This is a genomic window from Streptomyces sp. NPDC050211 (assembly GCF_040656035.1).
Classification (GTDB): Bacteria; Actinomycetota; Actinomycetes; order Streptomycetales; family Streptomycetaceae; genus Streptomyces.
This window is the reverse complement of record NZ_JBFALC010000074.1, coordinates 1-16,860: the sequence shown is the minus strand read 5'-3', so window position 1 is coordinate 16,860 and position 16,860 is coordinate 1. Positions and strand designations below refer to the sequence as shown.

The 16,860-nt window shown below is 70.5% G+C and carries 18 protein-coding genes; 12 read left to right on the top strand and 6 right to left on the bottom strand.

Annotation, left to right across the window (positions count from 1 at the left end; all coding sequences use genetic code 11):
* Positions 1–29 precede the first annotated feature (29 nt).
* Positions 30–1,097, bottom strand: coding sequence for a sialidase family protein (locus AB0I98_RS42290; RefSeq protein ID WP_362951262.1), 1,068 nt, complete (start codon positions 1,095–1,097; stop codon positions 30–32).
* Positions 1,098–1,208: 111 nt separating this feature from the next.
* On the opposite strand from AB0I98_RS42290, the gene AB0I98_RS42285 reads away from it, so the two are divergent.
* Positions 1,209–1,814 carry a hypothetical protein gene (locus tag AB0I98_RS42285; protein WP_362951260.1) on the top strand — a complete coding sequence of 202 codons (606 nt, stop codon included), beginning with the start codon at positions 1,209–1,211 and terminating at the stop codon, positions 1,812–1,814.
* 42 nt (positions 1,815–1,856) lie between these two features.
* Positions 1,857–3,155, top strand: a complete 1,299-nt coding sequence (locus tag AB0I98_RS42280; RefSeq protein WP_362951258.1) for an MFS transporter — start codon at positions 1,857–1,859, stop codon at positions 3,153–3,155.
* Positions 3,156–3,239: 84 nt separating this feature from the next.
* Here the strand turns inward: AB0I98_RS42280 and AB0I98_RS42275 are convergent, their stop codons facing one another.
* Entirely contained in the window at positions 3,240–3,470 is a 231-nt protein-coding gene (locus tag AB0I98_RS42275; RefSeq protein ID WP_362951256.1) for a hypothetical protein, read from the bottom strand.
* A 58-nt stretch (positions 3,471–3,528) separates the two neighbouring features.
* Here AB0I98_RS42275 and map point away from each other — a divergent pair, with 58 nt between their 5' ends.
* Complete coding sequence (gene map, locus AB0I98_RS42270; RefSeq protein WP_210577701.1) at positions 3,529–4,386, top strand: type I methionyl aminopeptidase; 858 nt, start codon at positions 3,529–3,531, stop codon at positions 4,384–4,386.
* A gap of 136 nt (positions 4,387–4,522) precedes the next feature.
* Positions 4,523–5,170 carry a biliverdin-producing heme oxygenase gene (locus tag AB0I98_RS42265; RefSeq protein ID WP_362951254.1) on the top strand — a complete coding sequence of 216 codons (648 nt, stop codon included), beginning with the start codon at positions 4,523–4,525 and terminating at the stop codon, positions 5,168–5,170.
* Positions 5,171–5,194: 24 nt separating this feature from the next.
* Here the strand turns inward: AB0I98_RS42265 and AB0I98_RS42260 are convergent, their stop codons facing one another.
* Positions 5,195–5,839 carry a PhzF family phenazine biosynthesis protein gene (locus AB0I98_RS42260; protein WP_362951252.1) on the bottom strand — a complete coding sequence of 215 codons (645 nt, stop codon included), beginning with the start codon at positions 5,837–5,839 and terminating at the stop codon, positions 5,195–5,197.
* 77 nt (positions 5,840–5,916) lie between these two features.
* Here AB0I98_RS42260 and AB0I98_RS42255 point away from each other — a divergent pair, with 77 nt between their 5' ends.
* The 6 genes from AB0I98_RS42255 (at position 5,917) to AB0I98_RS42230 (ending at position 12,371) form a co-directional block, all read left to right on the top strand.
* Positions 5,917–7,002 (top strand): iron ABC transporter permease, encoded by a 1,086-nt coding sequence (locus tag AB0I98_RS42255; RefSeq protein ID WP_362951250.1) that lies wholly within the window; start codon positions 5,917–5,919, stop codon positions 7,000–7,002.
* Positions 7,003–7,100: 98 nt separating this feature from the next.
* Positions 7,101–7,922, top strand: a complete 822-nt coding sequence (locus tag AB0I98_RS42250; RefSeq protein WP_362951248.1) for a heme ABC transporter ATP-binding protein — start codon at positions 7,101–7,103, stop codon at positions 7,920–7,922.
* Positions 7,923–8,111: 189 nt separating this feature from the next.
* Entirely contained in the window at positions 8,112–9,266 is a 1,155-nt protein-coding gene (gene efeO / locus AB0I98_RS42245) for an iron uptake system protein EfeO (protein WP_362951246.1), read from the top strand.
* Positions 9,267–9,277: 11 nt separating this feature from the next.
* Entirely contained in the window at positions 9,278–10,522 is a 1,245-nt protein-coding gene (gene efeB, locus AB0I98_RS42240; RefSeq protein ID WP_362951244.1) for an iron uptake transporter deferrochelatase/peroxidase subunit, read from the top strand.
* Between the two features lie 3 nt (positions 10,523–10,525).
* A complete protein-coding gene (gene efeU, locus AB0I98_RS42235; protein WP_362951242.1) occupies positions 10,526–11,416 on the top strand; it encodes an iron uptake transporter permease EfeU in 891 nt (296 codons plus the stop codon).
* The gene (locus AB0I98_RS42230; protein ID WP_362951240.1) at positions 11,358–12,371 is read left to right on the top strand and encodes a hypothetical protein; all 1,014 of its coding nucleotides are present in this window, start codon (positions 11,358–11,360) and stop codon (positions 12,369–12,371) included. The genes efeU and AB0I98_RS42230 overlap by 59 nt, the downstream gene beginning before the upstream one ends.
* 36 nt (positions 12,372–12,407) lie before the next feature.
* Here AB0I98_RS42230 and AB0I98_RS42225 read toward each other — a convergent pair whose 3' ends face one another.
* Entirely contained in the window at positions 12,408–13,148 is a 741-nt protein-coding gene (locus AB0I98_RS42225; protein WP_362951238.1) for a bifunctional DNA primase/polymerase, read from the bottom strand.
* A gap of 148 nt (positions 13,149–13,296) precedes the next feature.
* A complete protein-coding gene (locus AB0I98_RS42220) occupies positions 13,297–13,944 on the bottom strand; it encodes a TetR/AcrR family transcriptional regulator (RefSeq protein WP_362951236.1) in 648 nt (215 codons plus the stop codon).
* A 136-nt stretch (positions 13,945–14,080) separates the two neighbouring features.
* On the opposite strand from AB0I98_RS42220, the gene AB0I98_RS42215 reads away from it, so the two are divergent.
* Together AB0I98_RS42215 and AB0I98_RS42210 are read left to right on the top strand one after the other, a co-directional pair.
* Positions 14,081–14,275 carry a DUF6243 family protein gene (locus AB0I98_RS42215; protein WP_362951234.1) on the top strand — a complete coding sequence of 65 codons (195 nt, stop codon included), beginning with the start codon at positions 14,081–14,083 and terminating at the stop codon, positions 14,273–14,275.
* Between the two features lie 106 nt (positions 14,276–14,381).
* Positions 14,382–15,725 carry a S28 family serine protease gene (locus AB0I98_RS42210; RefSeq protein WP_362951233.1) on the top strand — a complete coding sequence of 448 codons (1,344 nt, stop codon included), beginning with the start codon at positions 14,382–14,384 and terminating at the stop codon, positions 15,723–15,725.
* Between the two features lie 6 nt (positions 15,726–15,731).
* Here AB0I98_RS42210 and AB0I98_RS42205 read toward each other — a convergent pair whose 3' ends face one another.
* The gene (locus AB0I98_RS42205; protein ID WP_362951230.1) at positions 15,732–16,730 is read right to left on the bottom strand and encodes a small ribosomal subunit Rsm22 family protein; all 999 of its coding nucleotides are present in this window, start codon (positions 16,728–16,730) and stop codon (positions 15,732–15,734) included.
* Positions 16,731–16,860: the final 130 nt, after the last annotated feature.

The following is a 16,860-nucleotide window of genomic DNA, read 5'->3' as shown; positions in this document are numbered from 1 at the left end:
TTACGTCCGCCCCCGCGACCCTCACCGGGTCAGGTGAGCTGCGTCACGGGGATGCGCCGGAAGCTGATCGTCTCGTACGGGTTGAAGTCGCCCGTCTCGTAAAGCAGTCCGACGGTGGACGCGTCGACGCGGACCAGGTCGGAGTACCCGGCCGGGAGGCCGTCGACGGTGAACGCCGGGCGCCAGGTGGTGCCGCCGTCGGTGGAGGCGCGCAGGGTCATCAGGGCGCGGCCGTGGGCGGGCCCTGAGTACAGCAGCAGGTCGGGGTCGCGGAGCTGGAGGAGGCTCGCCTGGCAGACGGGGGCGGTCAGTCCGGCCTGGGGGCGGAACGGCTTCACCAGGGTCCGGCCGCCGTCCTCGGAGTGGGCGTCGGCGCGGTTGCCGGGCGAGCGGGAGTCGGTGCGGGTGTTGAAGTAGACGCGGCCGTCGGGGAGTTCGGCGGCGGTGGTCTCGTTGGCGTTGAGGTAGTCGGTCGGGCTGTCGTCGACATAGCCGAGGTACCAGGTCTCGCCGCGGTCGTCGCTGAGCAGGCAGTGGCCGCCGTTGTACCGGGGCTCGTTGCCGACGTCCGAGCCGGTGGGCGGCACGGTGTGGTTGGCGGGGACGACGACCCGGCCGGTGCTCAGCTGGAGGGCGTGGCCGGGCCCGGTGGCGTACCAGCGCCAGCCGACCTCCTTGACCTGCCCGGTGATCTCCCGGGCCGCCGACCAGGTCACCCCCTCATCATCACTGTGCTGCACCCACACCCGCCGCCCGTCCTCGTCCTTGACCTCGCCGCGCGCGATCGCGCTCTCGGCCGCGTCGGCGGCGGAACGGCACTGGACGAGCAGCACGCGGCCGGTGTCGAGGACGACGGGCGCGGGGTTGCCCGCGAGGTCGGTGCCGTTGCGGGCGGCGACCTGCAAGGCCCCCCAGGTGCGGCCGCCGTCCGTCGACCGCTTCAGCACGATGTCGATGTGCCCGTAGTCGCTCGCGGAGTCGACCCGGCCCTCACAGAAGGCGAGCAGCGTGCCGGAGGCGGTGGCGACGACCGCCGGGATCCGGTAGCTGGCGTAGCCGTCGTCGCCCGCGCGGAACGGGACGCTGGTCTCTGACATGCGCGCACTCCTCATGACGTGTTCGGCGGCGATCCGGCCGTCTGCCCATCATGGGCGAATTCGTGGTGAACTCCACATCACAAGTCGCGGGTTGCGGCAGGATGCCGTCGCATGGATGCCGTACGGGTCGCGCTGCTGCGCGAAGTGCTCGCCGGGACCGAGTGGTTGGGCGCCACGCGGCGCTTCGCGGGGGTGCTGCGCGGTTCGGTCGTGTCGCACGGCGGCGGCCTGCTGCTGGTCGGCACACCGGAGTACGAGCCCTGGCACCTCGCCGCCCATCTCGTCGACGAGGCCGCGTGGTCGGGCACGCCGGAGCTGTCACCGACTCTCGTACGACATGACGCGCGCCCCTCGGATCCGGCGCACCTGGCCGTGGGTCTGGGCCGGCTCGCGGCGGCCCGGCGCGGCGAGACGCTGCTGGTGGTCTCACCGGCGGGCTCCTGCACTCCCGCCACCCTCGAGCGGGTCCACGACGCACGGCGGGCCGGGGCGACGGTGCTGGCGCTCGGCGCGGACGAGGGCGAGTTGGCGGCGATGGCGCACGAGAGGCTGGCCGTGTCCGAGTCGGCCGAGCTGGACCTGGACACCGTGCAGCACCTGGTCAGCGCGGCGGCCGGGGAGAGTTCGCTGCCGGTGCCGAGAGGACGGCGGAGGCTTCGGGACCGCCTGTCGCGGCTGGCGGACGAGCTGACCGCACCACCCCCCACCCCCTGGTAATTCGGTTGCCCCGCCTCCGGGCGTCCCCAACCATGAGCCTCCGTGACCGATGACGCCCCCGACCGCCCTTCCGGCCTTCGCGCAGTGTTACCCGACCTCGCACCCTGGCGGGCCTCCCGTGACTTCCGGCGGCTGTGGTTCTCGGGGCTGATCTCGAACTTCGGCAGCTTCCTCACCTTCGTAGCGCTGCCGGTGCAGCTGAAGGAACTGACCGGATCGGCCGCGGCGGTCGGCGCGATTGGGGCCGTGGAACTCATACCGCTGCTGGTCTTCGGGCTGTACGGCGGGGCGCTCGCGGACGCCTGGGACAAACGCAAGCTGATCATCTGGACCGAGGCCGGACAAGGCCTGCTCACCGCGGCCCTGCTGGTCAACGCGCTTCTCCCGCACCCCGCCATCTGGCCGCTGTACGTCGTCGCAGCCCTGTCCTCCGCCCTGTTCTCCGTGCAGCGGCCCGCCCTCGACTCCCTCTGGCCCCGGATCGTGGCCCACGAGCACCTGCCGGCGGCGGCCTCGCTGAACGCCTTCCGCTGGACGCTCGGCGGGGTCGCGGGCCCGGCCCTGGCGGGCGTGGTCGTCGCGTATGCGGGCCTGGGCTGGGCGTACGGCGCCGACCTCGCGACCTTCGCCGTCTCCGTCGTACTGACCCTCCGCATCGCGTCCTCCCCCGCGTCCCACGAGGCGGCGAAGCCGTCGCTGAAGGCCATCGCGGAGGGCGCCCGGTACGCGTGGGGCCGCAAGGAGCTGCTGGGCACCTATGCCGTCGATCTCGCCGCGATGTTCCTGGCGATGCCGCTGGCCGTACTGCCGTTCCTCGCGGACGAGTTGGACGCCGAGTGGGCGCTGGGCCTGATGTACGCGTCGGTCCCGCTCGGCGCGATGCTGGTGAGCCTGACGAGCGGCTGGACGTCACGGGTCCACCGCCACGGCCGGATGGTGGTGGTGTCGGCGGCCCTCTGGGGCCTGGCGATCGCGGCCGCCGGAGTCGTCGGCGACGTATGGCTGGTGCTGCTGTTCCTGACCGTGGCGGGCGGCTGCGACATGGTCAGCGGGATCTTCCGGGCGGCCATGTGGAACCAGACGATCCCGGACGAGCTGCGGGGTCGGCTCGCCGGGATCGAGTTGCTGTCGTACTCGGTCGGCCCGACCGTCGGCCAGGTCCGTTCGGGCGGCTTCGCCGCGCTGTGGGGCGTACGGGCGTCGGTCTGGTCGGGCGGGCTGCTGTGCGTGGGTGCGGTGGGGCTCCTGGCGCTGTGTCTGCCGAAGCTGATGACGTACGACGAACGCACGAACGAGCACGCGGTGCGGCAGCGGGGGTTGGCTGCGCCGACTGAGGCCTGAGGCCCGTTGTTCGGCTGCGGCGCCGTCGTGGCTGGTCGCGCAGTTCCCCGCGCCCCTTTGGGGCGCTAGCCTTCGGGGCGCTTGTCAGTCGTCGTCGGTCTTGCCTGCTGGGGTGTCATGCCACCTGGGGTCGTTCTCCCACTCCAGGTTGCGCTCGCGTGCCGTCGCCATCGCTTGCTCGGCCTCCGCGCGGTTGGCGTACGGGCCGAAGCGGTCCTTGGCGGGGCACTCCGGGCCCTCCTCGACCTTCTTGTGCTCCAGGCAGTAGTACCACTCGCCCGGCTTTCCGACGGTCCGCTTCTTGAACAGGGCCATGACCGGCTCCTTTCACCACAGACATGTTCCCCCATGCCCGCCGTCTAGACTCGCTGGCATGTCTGGCCAGTCGCTGCTCGTACCAGGGGAGCTGTCTCCCACCCGTCCCGTGCCCGGAAACATCCGTCGCCCCGAGTATGTCGGCAAGCCCGCGCCGACGCCGTACACCGGCCCGGAGGTGCAGACGCCCGAGACGATCGAGGCGATGCGCGTCGCCGGGCGGATCGCCGCGCGGGCGATGGCGGAGGCGGCCAAGCTGATCGCCCCCGGGGTGACCACGGACGAGCTGGACAAGGCGGCGCACGACTACATGTGCGACCACGGCGCCTACCCGTCGACGCTCGGCTACCGAGGCTTCCCCAAGTCCCTGTGCACGTCCCTCAACGAGGTCATCTGCCACGGCATCCCCGACTCCACCGTCCTGCGCGACGGCGACATCATCAACCTCGACGTGACGGCGTACATCGGCGGGGTGCACGGCGACAACAACGCGACGTACCTGGTCGGCGAGGTCGACGAGGAGAGCCGCCTGCTGGTGGAGCGCACGCGCGAGTCCCTGAACCGCGCGATCAAGGCGGTCAAGCCGGGCCGCCAGATCAACGTCATCGGCCGCGTGATCGAGTCGTACGCGAAACGCTTCGGCTATGGAGTCGTCCGGGACTTCACGGGCCACGGCATCAACTCGTCCTTCCACTCGGGCCTGATCATCCCGCACTACGACAGCCCGCACGCCACCACGATCATGCAGCCCGGCATGACCTTCACGATCGAGCCGATGCTGACGCTCGGCACGCATGAGTACGACATGTGGGACGACGGCTGGACGGTCGTCACGAAGGACCGCCGGCGGACGGCCCAGTTCGAGCACACGCTGGTGGTGACGGAGACGGGGGCGGAGATCCTGACGCTGCCGTAGCGCCCACGCGACCCGTCCCCTGCTGGGGGCGGGTCTTTTCTTGTACTCTTTTACCGACAGGACGTCGGCAAGTTTCCCGACAAGGGGTCGGGAAGTGGTTGACTTAGGTAAGCCTAACCATAGAAAATCAGGCCTCATGGACTCCTTCTCGACCCTCATCCGCACCGCGTCCCACGAGCAGCACGTGGAGGCGGAGACCTCGACGTTCATGAGCGACCTGCTCGGCGGCAAGCTCGGCGTCGACGCGTACGCGCGCTACACCGAGCAACTGTGGTTCGTGTACGAGGCACTGGAGACCGGAACCGAGCGGCTGGCGTCGGACCCGGTGACCGGCCCCTTCATCCAGCCCGAGCTCTTCCGGCTCCCCGCGCTGCAGCGGGACCTGGAGCACCTGCGCGGCCCCGACTGGCGCGCCACCCTCACCGCACTCCCGGCCACCCAGGCCTACGCGAGCCGTATCGCCGAGTGCGCCGACACCTGGCCGGCGGGCTACATCGCCCACCACTACACCCGCTACCTCGGCGACCTCTCCGGCGGCCAGATCATCCGCGACAAGGCGGAACGGACCTGGGGCTTCGCGAGGAAGGGCGACGGCGTCCGCTTCTACGTGTTCGAGGAGATCGCCAACCCGGCGGCGTTCAAGCGGGGTTACCGGGAGCTGCTGGACGGGGTCCACGCGGACGACCTGGAGAAGCAGCGCATCATCGCGGAGTGCAAGAAGGCGTTCACACTCAACACGGCGGTGTTCCGGGCACTGGGCGAGGAGTTTCCGCTGAGCGCGTAGCACTCAGCGATCAGCGCTGACTGTTCAGCGCTCGAGGAACACGCGTCCTCCGACCTCCACCCAGCCGCCCGGCTGCGGAGCGGTGAGGATCTGCGACCCCGCCCCCTGCGTGATGTTGAGGGCCCTGCCCAGCCGGTCCGTGAGCAGCATGGCCGCCGCGCCGGTCGCCTCGTCCTCCTCGATACCGTCACCGCGACCGGGAAAGCCACGGGCCCGGATCCGCCCCGCCGCCTCGTCCTCCCAGGCCCACGCGTAGATCCACTCGCCGGGCGACGGCACCGGCAGGGCGTCGACCTCGGCGGCCGTGGCGTACTGGCGCAGAGTGCGCGGCGGAACCCACTCCGCCCGCGCCTCGATCCAGCTGAACTCCCCGTCCAGCCGGGCGCCCACGACACCGGCGGGCGTGACCAGTTCGGGGACGTCGAGGAGCCAGGCCGTACCGACGCAGGGATATCCGGCGAAGGGCAGCCGGGTGCTGGGCGTGTAGATGTCGATGACTCCCCGCTCGGGGTCATCCACGAACACGGTCTCGCTGAACCCGAGCTTCGCCGCGAACGCCTGCCGCTCATCCCGCTCCGGCATCAGCGAGCCCTCGCGAACGACGCCGAGCTCGTTGCCGTATCCGCCCGCGGCGCCGCAGAAGACACGCAGCACGTCGTAATCAGTCACGGAGGCATTGAAGCAGCACATCGGTGGCGAGCGAGGTAAGGCTAACCTAAGCATCGATCACTGAAAGGGAGAGCCGCATGACCGTACTGGAGAAGGCGGAGCGGGAGGTGGCGGCCGACGTGCCGCCCCGCAGACGGCGCACCACCGGCTGGCTGCTGACCGTCGGCATGGTCGTCGGCCTCCTCGTCCTCGTTCCGGTCGCCGCGGGGATCGGCGCGTACCCGATCCCGGTGGGGGACGTTCTCGCCTCCGTGCAGCACAAAGTCGGGCTCGGAGGCGGGGAGTTGGACCGGGTCGCCGAGTCGGTGCTGTGGAACGTCCGCTTCCCTCGGATCGTGCTCGCGCTGCTCGTCGGCGCCTCGCTGGGGTGTGCGGGCGCGCTGATGCAGGGCGTGTTCGGCAATCCGCTGGCCGAACCGGGCACGATCGGCGTCTCCTTGGGCGCGGCGGTCGGCGCGGTGGCCTCGATCGCGCTCGGCCTGTCCTTCTTCGGCAACTGGACGCTCCCGGCCATGGCCTTCGTCGCCGGGCTCTGCACCGTGCTGCTGGTGTACGGGATGTCGCGCTCGGGCGGCCGTACGGAGGTCGTGACGCTGATCCTCACGGGGATCGCGGTGAACGCGTTCTGCGGGGCGCTCGTCGGGCTGTTCATCTTTCTCGCCGACACCGCGGCGGTGAACCAGATCACCTTCTGGCAGCTGGGTTCCCTCTCCCAGGCGACCTGGCCGAAGGTGCTGGCGGTACTGCCGTGTGCGGCGATCGGGCTGCTGGTGGCGCCGGTGTATTCGCGCCGGCTGGATCTGCTCGCGCTCGGCGACCGGCCTGCGCGGCATCTGGGGGTCGAGGTGGAGCGGCTGCGGATCGTGTTGATCCTTGTCGTCGCGTTGTTGACGGCGGCTGCGGTGAGTGTCGCCGGGGTCATCGGGTTTGTCGGTCTGGTCGTGCCGCATCTGCTGAGGATGGCTGCGGGGCCCGGGCACCACTTCCTGGTGCCGGGCAGTGCGGTGGGGGGTGCGGTGGTGCTTCTGGGGGCGGATCTGGCTGCGCGGACGTTGGCCGCGCCCGCGGAGCTCCCGCTGGGGGTCTTGACTGCGCTTCTTGGCAGCCCGTTCTTCTTCTGGCTACTGCGCAGGACGCGGCGCAGGCAAGGGGGTTGGGCCTAGGGGTCGTATGCCGTCTGCGGGTGTGTGGGGGCTTGTCGCGCAGTTCCCCGCGCCCCTGAACGTTCTTCAGTCACCCTTCTCTATAAGGACCCCTCCCTATGCGACTCCTCCGTCCCCGTCCTGCCCCTCCCGCCCCCGCCCAGCCCGGCGACGTTCTCGCCGAAGCGCAGGCCCTCCACGTTCGGCTCGGTTCTCGCGTCGCCCTCCACGGAGTGTCCGTCGCCGCCCGTGCCGGTGAAGTGCTTGCCCTCGTCGGGCCCAACGGGGCTGGTAAGTCCACCCTGTTGGGTGCCCTCGCCGCTGATCTTCCGGTCGTGGAGGGGGTCGTACGGATTCTGGGGCGTCCGGCGTCGGAGTGGTCCGCGCCTGAACTTGCCCTGCGTCGGGCCGTGCTGCCGCAGTCGGCGGCGTTGTCGTTCCCCTTCACGGTCGAAGAGGTGGTGCGGATGGGGCGCGCACCTTGGGCCGCAACCGCGATCGAGGACGACGACACCGCCGTGGCCGAGGCGATGGAGCGGGCCGAGGTGACCGCGTTCGCCGCCCGGCCGTTCTCCGCGCTCAGCGGTGGTGAGCGGGCTCGGGTGGCGCTCGCTCGGGTGCTTGCTCAGCGGGCGCCGCTGCTGCTGCTCGACGAGCCGACGGCGGCGCTGGATCTCAGGCATCAGGAGCTGGTGCTGCGGCTGTGCCGGGAGCGGGCGCGGGCCGGGGATGCGGTGGTGGTCGTGCTGCACGATCTGGGGCTTGCGGCGGCGTATGCGCACCGGGTGGCGATTCTGCGTGCCGGGGAGGTGGTGGCGGACGGGCCGCCCGGGGAGGTGTTCTCGGACCGGCTGCTCTCGGAGGTCTATGACCAGGAGGTCGAGGTGCTGCCGCATCCCCGGACGGGCGCGGTCCTGGTGACCCCAAGGCGCGACCTTTGACGCTTCCTTGACCCTTCCGTGGGGTCCGATTTGAGCCACCGTGATCGGCTCGTGCTCATACACCGTCCATGAGAGCTGAATCACGGTACGGACGGGTATCACGCAGGTAAGGCTCGGTTAAGTTAGGCGAGCCTAGCCGAAGCTATGTGCCCTCTGTCAGCGATTTCTCGCCACCCCCATGGAGCCTGTATGCGCCCCGCCAGACTCTCCGTCATCACCGCCGCCACCACCGTGGCGGCGGTGGCCGCTCTCACCGGCTGCACCGAGAAGGGCGGTTCGGGCAGCGGCGACAACGTGATCAACGTGACCGCGACGGACGACAAGTGCGAGGTGTCGAAGAACGAGGTCCCGGCCGGGCATGTCGAGCTCGCCATCGAGAACAAGGGCTCCAAGGTCAACGAGGTCTACATCCTCTTCCCGGACGACCGGGTGGTGACCGAGCGCGAGAACATAGGCCCCGGCACCAAGCAGCGCGTCACCGCCGAAGTGAAGGCGGGCGACTACCAGATCGCCTGCAAGCCCGGCATGAAGGGCGACGGCATCCGCCAGGACATCAAGGTCACCGGCGGGACGGCGGCCAAGCGCGACCCGCGTCTCGACAAGGCCGTAGCCGCCTACCGCGAGTACGCGCAGACCCAGGCCGACGAGACGGTGCCGCTCGCCGAGACGTTCGCCAAGGCGGTCAAGGACGGCGACATGGAGGCCGCGAAGAAGGCCTACGCGCCCTCCCGTATCGGCTGGGAGCGCACCGAGCCGGTCGCCGAGTCCTTCGGCGACATCGACCCCAAGGTCGACCTGCGCGAGGACGGTCTGGAGGAGGGCCAGGACCTGGAGAAGGACTGGACCGGCTGGCACCGCATCGAGCGCTCGCTCTGGAAGGACAAGAAGCTCACCGCCCGCGACTCCGCACTCGCCGACCAGCTCATCACCGACCTGAAGGACTGGCAGAAGCGGGTCGGCAAGGCCGAGATCACCCCGACCTCCATGGCCAACGGCGCCAAGGAACTCCTCGACGAGGTCGCCACCGGCAAGGTCACCGGCGAGGAGGAGCGCTACTCCCACACCGACCTGGTCGACTTCAAGGCCAACGTGGAGGGCGCGGAGAAGTCGTACGAACTGCTGAAGTCCGTCGCCCAGGAGAACAACCCGGCCCTGGTGACCGAACTCGACAAGCAGTTCAGCGCGTTGAACGGGCTGCTCGACAAGTACCGGACGGACAAGACCTCGTACGACTTCACCTCGTACGACAAGGTCGGCGAGGCCGACCGCAAGGAGCTGTCGGACGCCGTGAACGCGCTCGCCGAGCCCCTCTCCAAGCTGGCCGCCGCAGTCGTCGTGAAGTAGGGGGCACCCTCATGACCGAGACCTCGGGATCCCCGTCCCGGCGTGCGCTGATCGGCTGGGGCGGTGCCGGGCTCGCGCTCGGTGCCGCCGCGGCCGGGAGTGCGGTGGCGATGGCCCGCACCGGCGACGATGTCGACCCGGCCGGCGCCGCGTCGGGCGCGGCGGTCGCCTTTCACGGCGCGCACCAGGCGGGCATCGCCACGCCGGTGCAGGACCGGCTGCACTTCGCCGCGTTCGACGTGAAGACCGACGACCGCGCGCAGTTCATCCAGATGCTGAAGGACTGGACGGTCGCCGCGCGCCGGATGGCGGCCGGGCAGACGGTCGGTGAGGGCGCGTACGGCGGTCTGGCCGAGGCGCCGCCGGACGACACCGGCGAGGCGCTGGGCCTCAAGCCGTCGCGGCTGACGCTGACGATCGGCTTCGGGCCTTCCCTGTTCGAGAAGTTCGGGCTGGCGGACGCCCGTCCCGAGGCGCTCGTCGATCTGCCGAAGTTCTCCGGCGACAACCTCGACAAGAACCGCAGCGGCGGCGATCTGTGCATCCAGGCCTGCGCGGACGATCCGCAGGTCGCCGTGCACGCCATCCGCAACCTGGCCCGCATCGGCTTCGGCAAGGTCGTCATCAAGTGGTCCCAGCTCGGCTTCGGGAAGACGTCGTCGACGACGCCCGAGGAGCAGACCCCGCGCAACCTCATGGGCTTCAAGGACGGCACCCGCAACATCGCGGGGACGGAGACGGACCGGCTGAAGAAGTTCGTGTGGGTCTCCGGCACGGACGGTCCCGCGTGGATGGTCGGCGGTTCGTATCTCGTCGCCCGGCGTATCCGCATGCACATCGAGACCTGGGACCGGACCTCGCTGCAGGAGCAGGAGGACATCATCGGCCGCGACAAGGGCGAGGGCGCCCCGGTCGGCAAGGCTAAGGAGCGCGACGAGCCGTTCCTGAAGGCGATGCTGCCCAACGCGCATGTCCGGCTCGCGCACCCCGACACCAACGACGGGGCGACGATCCTGCGCCGCGGCTACTCCTTCACCGACGGCACGGACGGGCTGGGCCGCCTGGACGCGGGCCTGTTCTTCCTCGCCTACCAGCGGGACGTCCGCAAGGGCTTCATCCCCATCCAGCGCAGCCTGGCGCCGGACACGCTCAACGAGTACATCCAGCATGTGGGTTCGGCGATCTTCGCGATCCCGCCCGGCGTCCGTGACAAGGACGACTGGTGGGGCCGGGCGCTGTTCTCCGAGGAGGCGTAGCCCGTGTTCTCCAACTACCTGATCGGACTGCGCGAGGGCCTGGAGGCCAGCCTCGTCGTCTGCATCCTCATCGCCTACCTGGTGAAGACCGACCGCAGGGACGCGCTGAAGCCGATCTGGATCGGCATCGGTGTCGCGGTGGCGCTCGCGCTCGGCTTCGGCTGCGCGCTCGAATTCGGCTCCCAGGAGCTGACGTTCGAGGCGCAGGAAGCGCTCGGCGGCTCGCTGTCGATCCTCGCGGTGTGCCTGGTGACGTGGATGGTCTTCTGGATGCGGCGCACCGCCCGGCATCTGAAGGCGGACCTGCACGGCAAGCTCGACGCGGCCCTGCAGATGGGCACGGGCGCGCTGGTGGCGACGGCCTTCCTGGCGGTGGGCCGTGAGGGCCTGGAAACGGCCCTGTTCGTGTGGGCGTCGGTGCGCGCGGCCGGCGACGGCACACCGCGCCCGCTGGTCGGCGTGGCCCTGGGCATCGCCACCGCGGTCGTGCTCGGCTGGCTGTTCTACCGGGGCGCGGTGCGGATCAACCTCGCCAAGTTCTTCACCTGGACCGGCGCCATGCTGGTCGTCGTGGCGGCGGGCGTCCTGGCGTACGGCTTCCACGACCTCCAGGAGGCCGACTGGCTGCCCGGCCTGAACAGCAAGGCCTTCGACATCAGCGGCACGATCCCGCCGGACAGCTGGTACGGCACGCTCCTGAAGGGCGTCTTCAACTTCCAGCCGGACCCCACCGTCCTCCAGGTCACGGTGTGGCTGCTGTACTTGATCCCGACGCTCGCGTTGTTCTTCGCCCCGGTAGGGTTCGCCTCCGGGAAGGGGAAGGTGAAGGTAGCCGATGAGCAGGGATCGCGGCCTTCGAAGGCAGCTCAGCCTTCGCAGTCTTCGCAGGATTGACCGGAGCGCACTGCTAGCAGCCTCCGTGACCGCTTTGTCGCTGACCGCGAGCGGGTGCGTGGTGGTGCACGGGGAGCGCGAGGTGCTCCCCGCCGCCACCCGGGCCGAAGCCGCCAAGGCGCTCCAGCAGTTCACGAGCGCGTACAACGCGGCCGACAAGGCGTACGACAGCTCCCTGGACGCCGACCATGTGACCGGCGCCCTCAGTGACATCGACGCGGCACGGCTCAAGGCCGGGCAGGCGCGCAGCCCCGAGGGCAATCCGAACCACGCGCCGCTGAAGCTGTCGGACGTGAAGTACACGATCGTCAAGAAGGCGGGCTGGCCGCGCTGGTTCATCGCCGACGCGGCGGGAAACAAGGGCGGCAGCGCGCGCTGGCTGTTCGTGTTCACCCGCGGCGGGCTCCAGGAGCCGTGGGAGGTGGCCTATCTGACGCTGGTCGCGCCCGGCGACGTACCGGAGCTCAAGAAGGACAAGGACGGTCTCGCCGAGTCCGTGCCCATGAACTCCACCGAACTGGCCGCCGCGCCCGGCGAGTTGGGCCAGGAGTACACCACCTACCTCAAGAACGGCGGGGAGTCGGCCTTCGCTTCGGGCGCGCACACCAGCGGGTGGCGTACGGAGCGGCAGCAGGAGGCCAAGAAGCCGGGTCTGGTCACCCAGTACATCGACGAGCCGCTGACGGACGGCGATTACGCGCCGGTGGCGGTGCGCACGAAGGACGGCGGGGCGCTGGTGTTCTTCACCACCCGCCACTACGAGAAGGAGACGGCCGCGGCAGGTACGTCGGTGCCGACGCCGAGCGATGACGTGCTGGCGCTGACGACCGGTGAGATCAAGCAGTCGCTGACGATGGAGTTCGTCTCCAACGAGGTGGCGCTGGACCCGAAGGGGCCCGGCAAGGTGACGATCCTCGGGCGGATCCAGGGCCTTACGTCGGCGAAGGGCGAGTAGCTCTTCCGGCCCCTCCGGCCCCTCCGGCCCCTCCGGTCAGTGGCGCAGGGGCCAGGCGGCCCCGGTCACGTGGCTGGAGTCTTCACCGACGTAGCGGGCGCAGGCGTCGGTGAGGACTTCCAGCAGGCTCAGCGGGTCGGGGAGCGGATGCTCCGGGCCGCGCAGCCAGTGGACGGTGTGGCCGTCGTCGCCGGGGAGCCGGGCGGGCGGCACCAGGACGTACGAGCCGCGGCAGTGCCAGCGCAGGCCGGGGTGCTCGTCCATCGTCTCGGGGTGGCAGTCCAGCTCGCAGGGCCACCACTCGTCCTCCTCCTCGGGGGTGCCCCGGGTGAGGGTGAAGAACAGCAGACGGCCGTCGTCGCTCTCGGCGACCGGGCCGACCTCGATGCCGGAGGCCAGCAGCCGCTCCATGGCCTCCTGGCCCGCCTCCCGGGGGACGTCCAGGACGTCGTGGACCATGCCGGTCGCGGTGATGAAGTTGGCCTGCGGCTGGTGCCGGGCCCAGCGCTCGATCTGTGCGCGGTCGGTCGTGGACTGCGTCTGCCACGCGAACGACACCGGGTGCCGGGCCGGGGTGGGACAGCCGACGCGGTCACAGGAACAGCCGTAACCGGCGGCCGGATACGCGGCGGGCGCGAGCGGCAGGCCCGCCCCGGCGGCGGCGAGCAGCAGGGCCTCACGGCCGTCGTCACCGACGGCCTCCTTCGGGCGGCGTCCCCGCAGCCACTGGGAGAGTTTGCCCTGCCGGCCGGAACGACCGCCGAACTCCGCGCTCATCTATCCCCTCGCCTCGCTGTGGTAGCGGACAGCATGCCCTATGGTCCCACCATCCTGCGCTCCGGGGGGCCGGAGCTGACATCCGGGGTAGGTGGGGCGAGGCGGGTGCGGCTCCCGAATCGGGGGGCATCGACTGCTTTGGGGGGATTTACCGGGGCGCGATGCCGTGCAGGGCGTAGTCGACGAGGGTGTCCGTGTACTCGTACGAGATCGGGCCCGTGTACTGCAGCCAGCGCTGGGCGAGGGGGGAGACCCAGAGTTCGAGGGCGATGCGCGGGTCGACGTCCTGACGCACCTGCCCGGCGTCCTGGGCGGCCCGCACCCGGTCGACGTACAGCTGGAGCGACGGTTCGAGGAGCTTGGCCATGAAGATCCGGCCCAGCTTCTCGTCGACCACACCTTCGGCGGCCAGGGCACGGGAGGGGCCCTCGAACCGGGGGTCCTTGAGCTGGTCGACGGTGAGCCGCAGCACGGTCTTGAGGTCGGCGGCGAGGTCGCCGGTGTCCGGAATGACGTACGACTCCTCCGCGCCCGCCTCCCGCGACGCCTGCTCGCTCAGATCGAGGAAGGCCTCCAGCAGGACGTCCGCCTTCGACGACCACCACCGGTAGATCGTCTGCTTGCCGACGCCGGCGCGGGCGGCGATGCCCTCGATGGTGGTCTTGGGGTAGCCGACCTCCGCGACCAGTTCGATCGCGGCGTCGTAGATGGCGCGACGGGACTTCTCGCTGCGGCGGGTGGAGTCGGGGGCGGACTTGACGGGGGCGGACGTCTCGAGTGCGGAGTTCTTGGTCATGGATCGAATCTATCAGGTTGACAAGACGAGACGTCTCGTTGGAGAGTGGTCCATGTTGGAAGCGAGACGAGACGTATCGTGCAATGCAGTCGTCGAGAAATCGTCGAAGAGTCATCGAGAAAGGGAGGCCCCCGTCATGGCGCGAGGCGGAGCCGGAAGCATGCTCGGAGTTGGCGGCACGCGGAGGAACCTCGGGCGCGACGCGCTGCGCGGCGGCGCACGGGGCCGCCGCGTGGGCGGTCCCCTCGACCCCCAGGCTCAGAAGCGGGAGCTGCTGCGCAAGCTCCAGGAGAAACGCGAGGAGGGACGCACCGCAGACACCTCGTCGTGAACGCGGCTCCCCCGCCCGGGGGAGATCGTCCCCCCTGCACGCGGGATCCTCCCCCGGTGTCCAGCCGCTGTACTGAAGCGGTCAGCGACACCGGGGAGGAATCACGATGCGCACGTGGACGAGACGACGTCTGCTCACCTCGACGGCCTCGGCAGCCTCGGCAGCGGGCCTGGCCGTCGCAACCACCGTTCCCTCGCGGGCAGCAACGGGCGGCACCCGCGCCGGAAACGACGACGTACTGGACGCCTTACGGGCCCTGCCCGGACTGCGGGTGATCGAGGAACGGCCGGGCGCCGAGCCCGGGTACCGCTTCTTCGTCCTCGGCCTGCGCCAGCCCGTCGACCACACGGACCCCAAGGCCGGTACCTTCGAGCAGCGCCTCACCCTGCTGCACACCTCGCCTGACCGACCGACCGTCCTGTTCACGACGGGCTACGAGGCGACCCTCACCCCATACAGGTCGGAGCCGACCGTCCTGCTCGAAGCCAACCAACTCCAGGTCGAGCACCGCTACTTCGGCACATCCCGCCCGCCGACCCCCGACTACACCCACTTGACGATCCGCCAGGCCGCTGACGACCACCACCGCGTCGTCCGCCTGTTCCGTCGCCTGTACGGCGGCGCGTGGATCTCGACCGGCGGCAGCAAGGGCGGCATCGCGAGCGTCTACCACCGCCGCTTCCATCCGTACGACGTGGACGGCACCGTCGCCTACTCCGCGCCGAACAACGTCGACGACCGGGACGACTCCGCCTATCTCCGCTTCCTGGAGACCATCGGCTCCGCCGAGACGCGCGACGCGCTGAAGGCGGCCCAGCGGGAGATCCTGCTGCGCCGTTCCGACATGGTCGCCCGCTACGAGGCATGGGCGGCGTCCACCGGCACCGGCTTCCGCATCGTCGGCAGCGCGGACAAGGCGCTCGAAATCGCCGTCCTGCGCGTGCTGTTCATGTTCTGGCAGAACGGCACGGGGGACGGCAGCACCATCCCCGGCCCGGCCGCCACGACCGACGAGCTGTACGCGTGGCTGGAGCGCACCGCCGCGCTGCCCGTGTACGCCGACGAGATCGCGACGCACTACATCCCCTACTGGTACCAACTCGGCACGCAGATGGGGTACTTGAGCGTCCCCACCGCCCACCTGGCCGGGTTGCTGCGCTATCCGCGGGCCATCGAGCCCCGCAGTTTCGTGCCATGTGACATTCCACTGCGCTTCGACTCCGACGCCATGCCGGACATCGACCGCTGGGTCCGCCGACGCGGGAGCCGGCTGCTGTTCGTCAACGGCGCGATGGACCCGGCGGTCGCCGAGCCCTTCAGTCCCGGCGCACACGACTCATGCGTCCTGTGGGCGCCCGACACGAACCACCACGTCAGGCTGGAGGACTTGTCCCCCGCCGACCACGCGGCGGCCGTCGCGACCCTGCGCCGCTGGGCAGACGTGTCCTAGTCCGTCCTAGTCCTGGGTGTCCGGGGGCCACGGGTCACCCCAGTCGGCGTCGCGGGCGGCCTTGTACTTGTCCCCGTGGCGCTTGGTGACCGTGGTCCGGCGGAGGGCGGGTTCGGGGTCGGTCTCGCAGAGGTCGAGGAGGACCTGGCCCTTGCGGATCTGTGGTTTGCGTACGACGCGGGAGGGGGCCGGGGTGACTGGGAGGCGGGTGGCGGCGACGTAGGCGAACTTCTCGTCCTCGTAGGCGAGGGAGCCGCCCTTGACCTGGCGGTGGAGTGAGGACCGGCTGACCCGTGCCGAGAAGTGGCACCAGTCCGTGCCGGGGACGATGGGGCAGGCCGCGCTGTGCGGGCAGGGGGCGGCGATGTGGAATCCGGCGGTGATGAGGCGGTCGCGGGCCTCGATGACGCGGGTGTAGCCGTCGGGGGTGCCGGGTTCGACGATCACTACGGCCTGGGCGGCGGTGGCGGCGGCGTCAATGAGGGTGGCACGGTCGGGGGCGGTGAGTTCGTTGAGGACGTAGGAGACCGTGACGAGATCAGTGCTCTCGATTTTGAGCGCCGCTCCGATACGAGAGCGCTGCCAGCGTACGTCCCGCAGCGCCGGGTTGGCGGCGGCGATCTCCCTGCCGAGGGCGAGCGCGGGCTCGGCCCAGTCCAGCACGGTGACGCTGCGCTCGCCGGGCCAGGTCGCGGTGACGGCCCACGTCGCCGCGCCGGTCCCGCCGCCGACGTCGATGTGGCTGCCGGGTGTCCACTCCGGCACCGCCTGCGCGAACGCCTCCAGCGCGGAGTGGGTCGCCTCGAAGGTCGCCGGCATGCGGTACGCCGCGTAGGCCGCCACGTCGGCTCGGTCCCGGAGGATCGGGGTGTCGGTCGGCGTCGCGCCGCGATAGTTGGCGATCAGCCGGTCGACGGCCTGCCCGGCCTGGCGCGGCGGAAGGCCTGCCAGAAGAGCAGCGAGGGCGTCACGCAGGATCTCGGCCGGGCGCACGGGGACATTCACCCACCGATTCTACGAGCGCCGGACGCGCCTGCGGCCCACGCCTTTCCTCGCCCCCGCCGCCCCTACCCGTCCCATCCCCCAGGGGCTCCGCCCCTTCAACCCCGCCAGGGGGCTCCGCCCCCTGGACCCC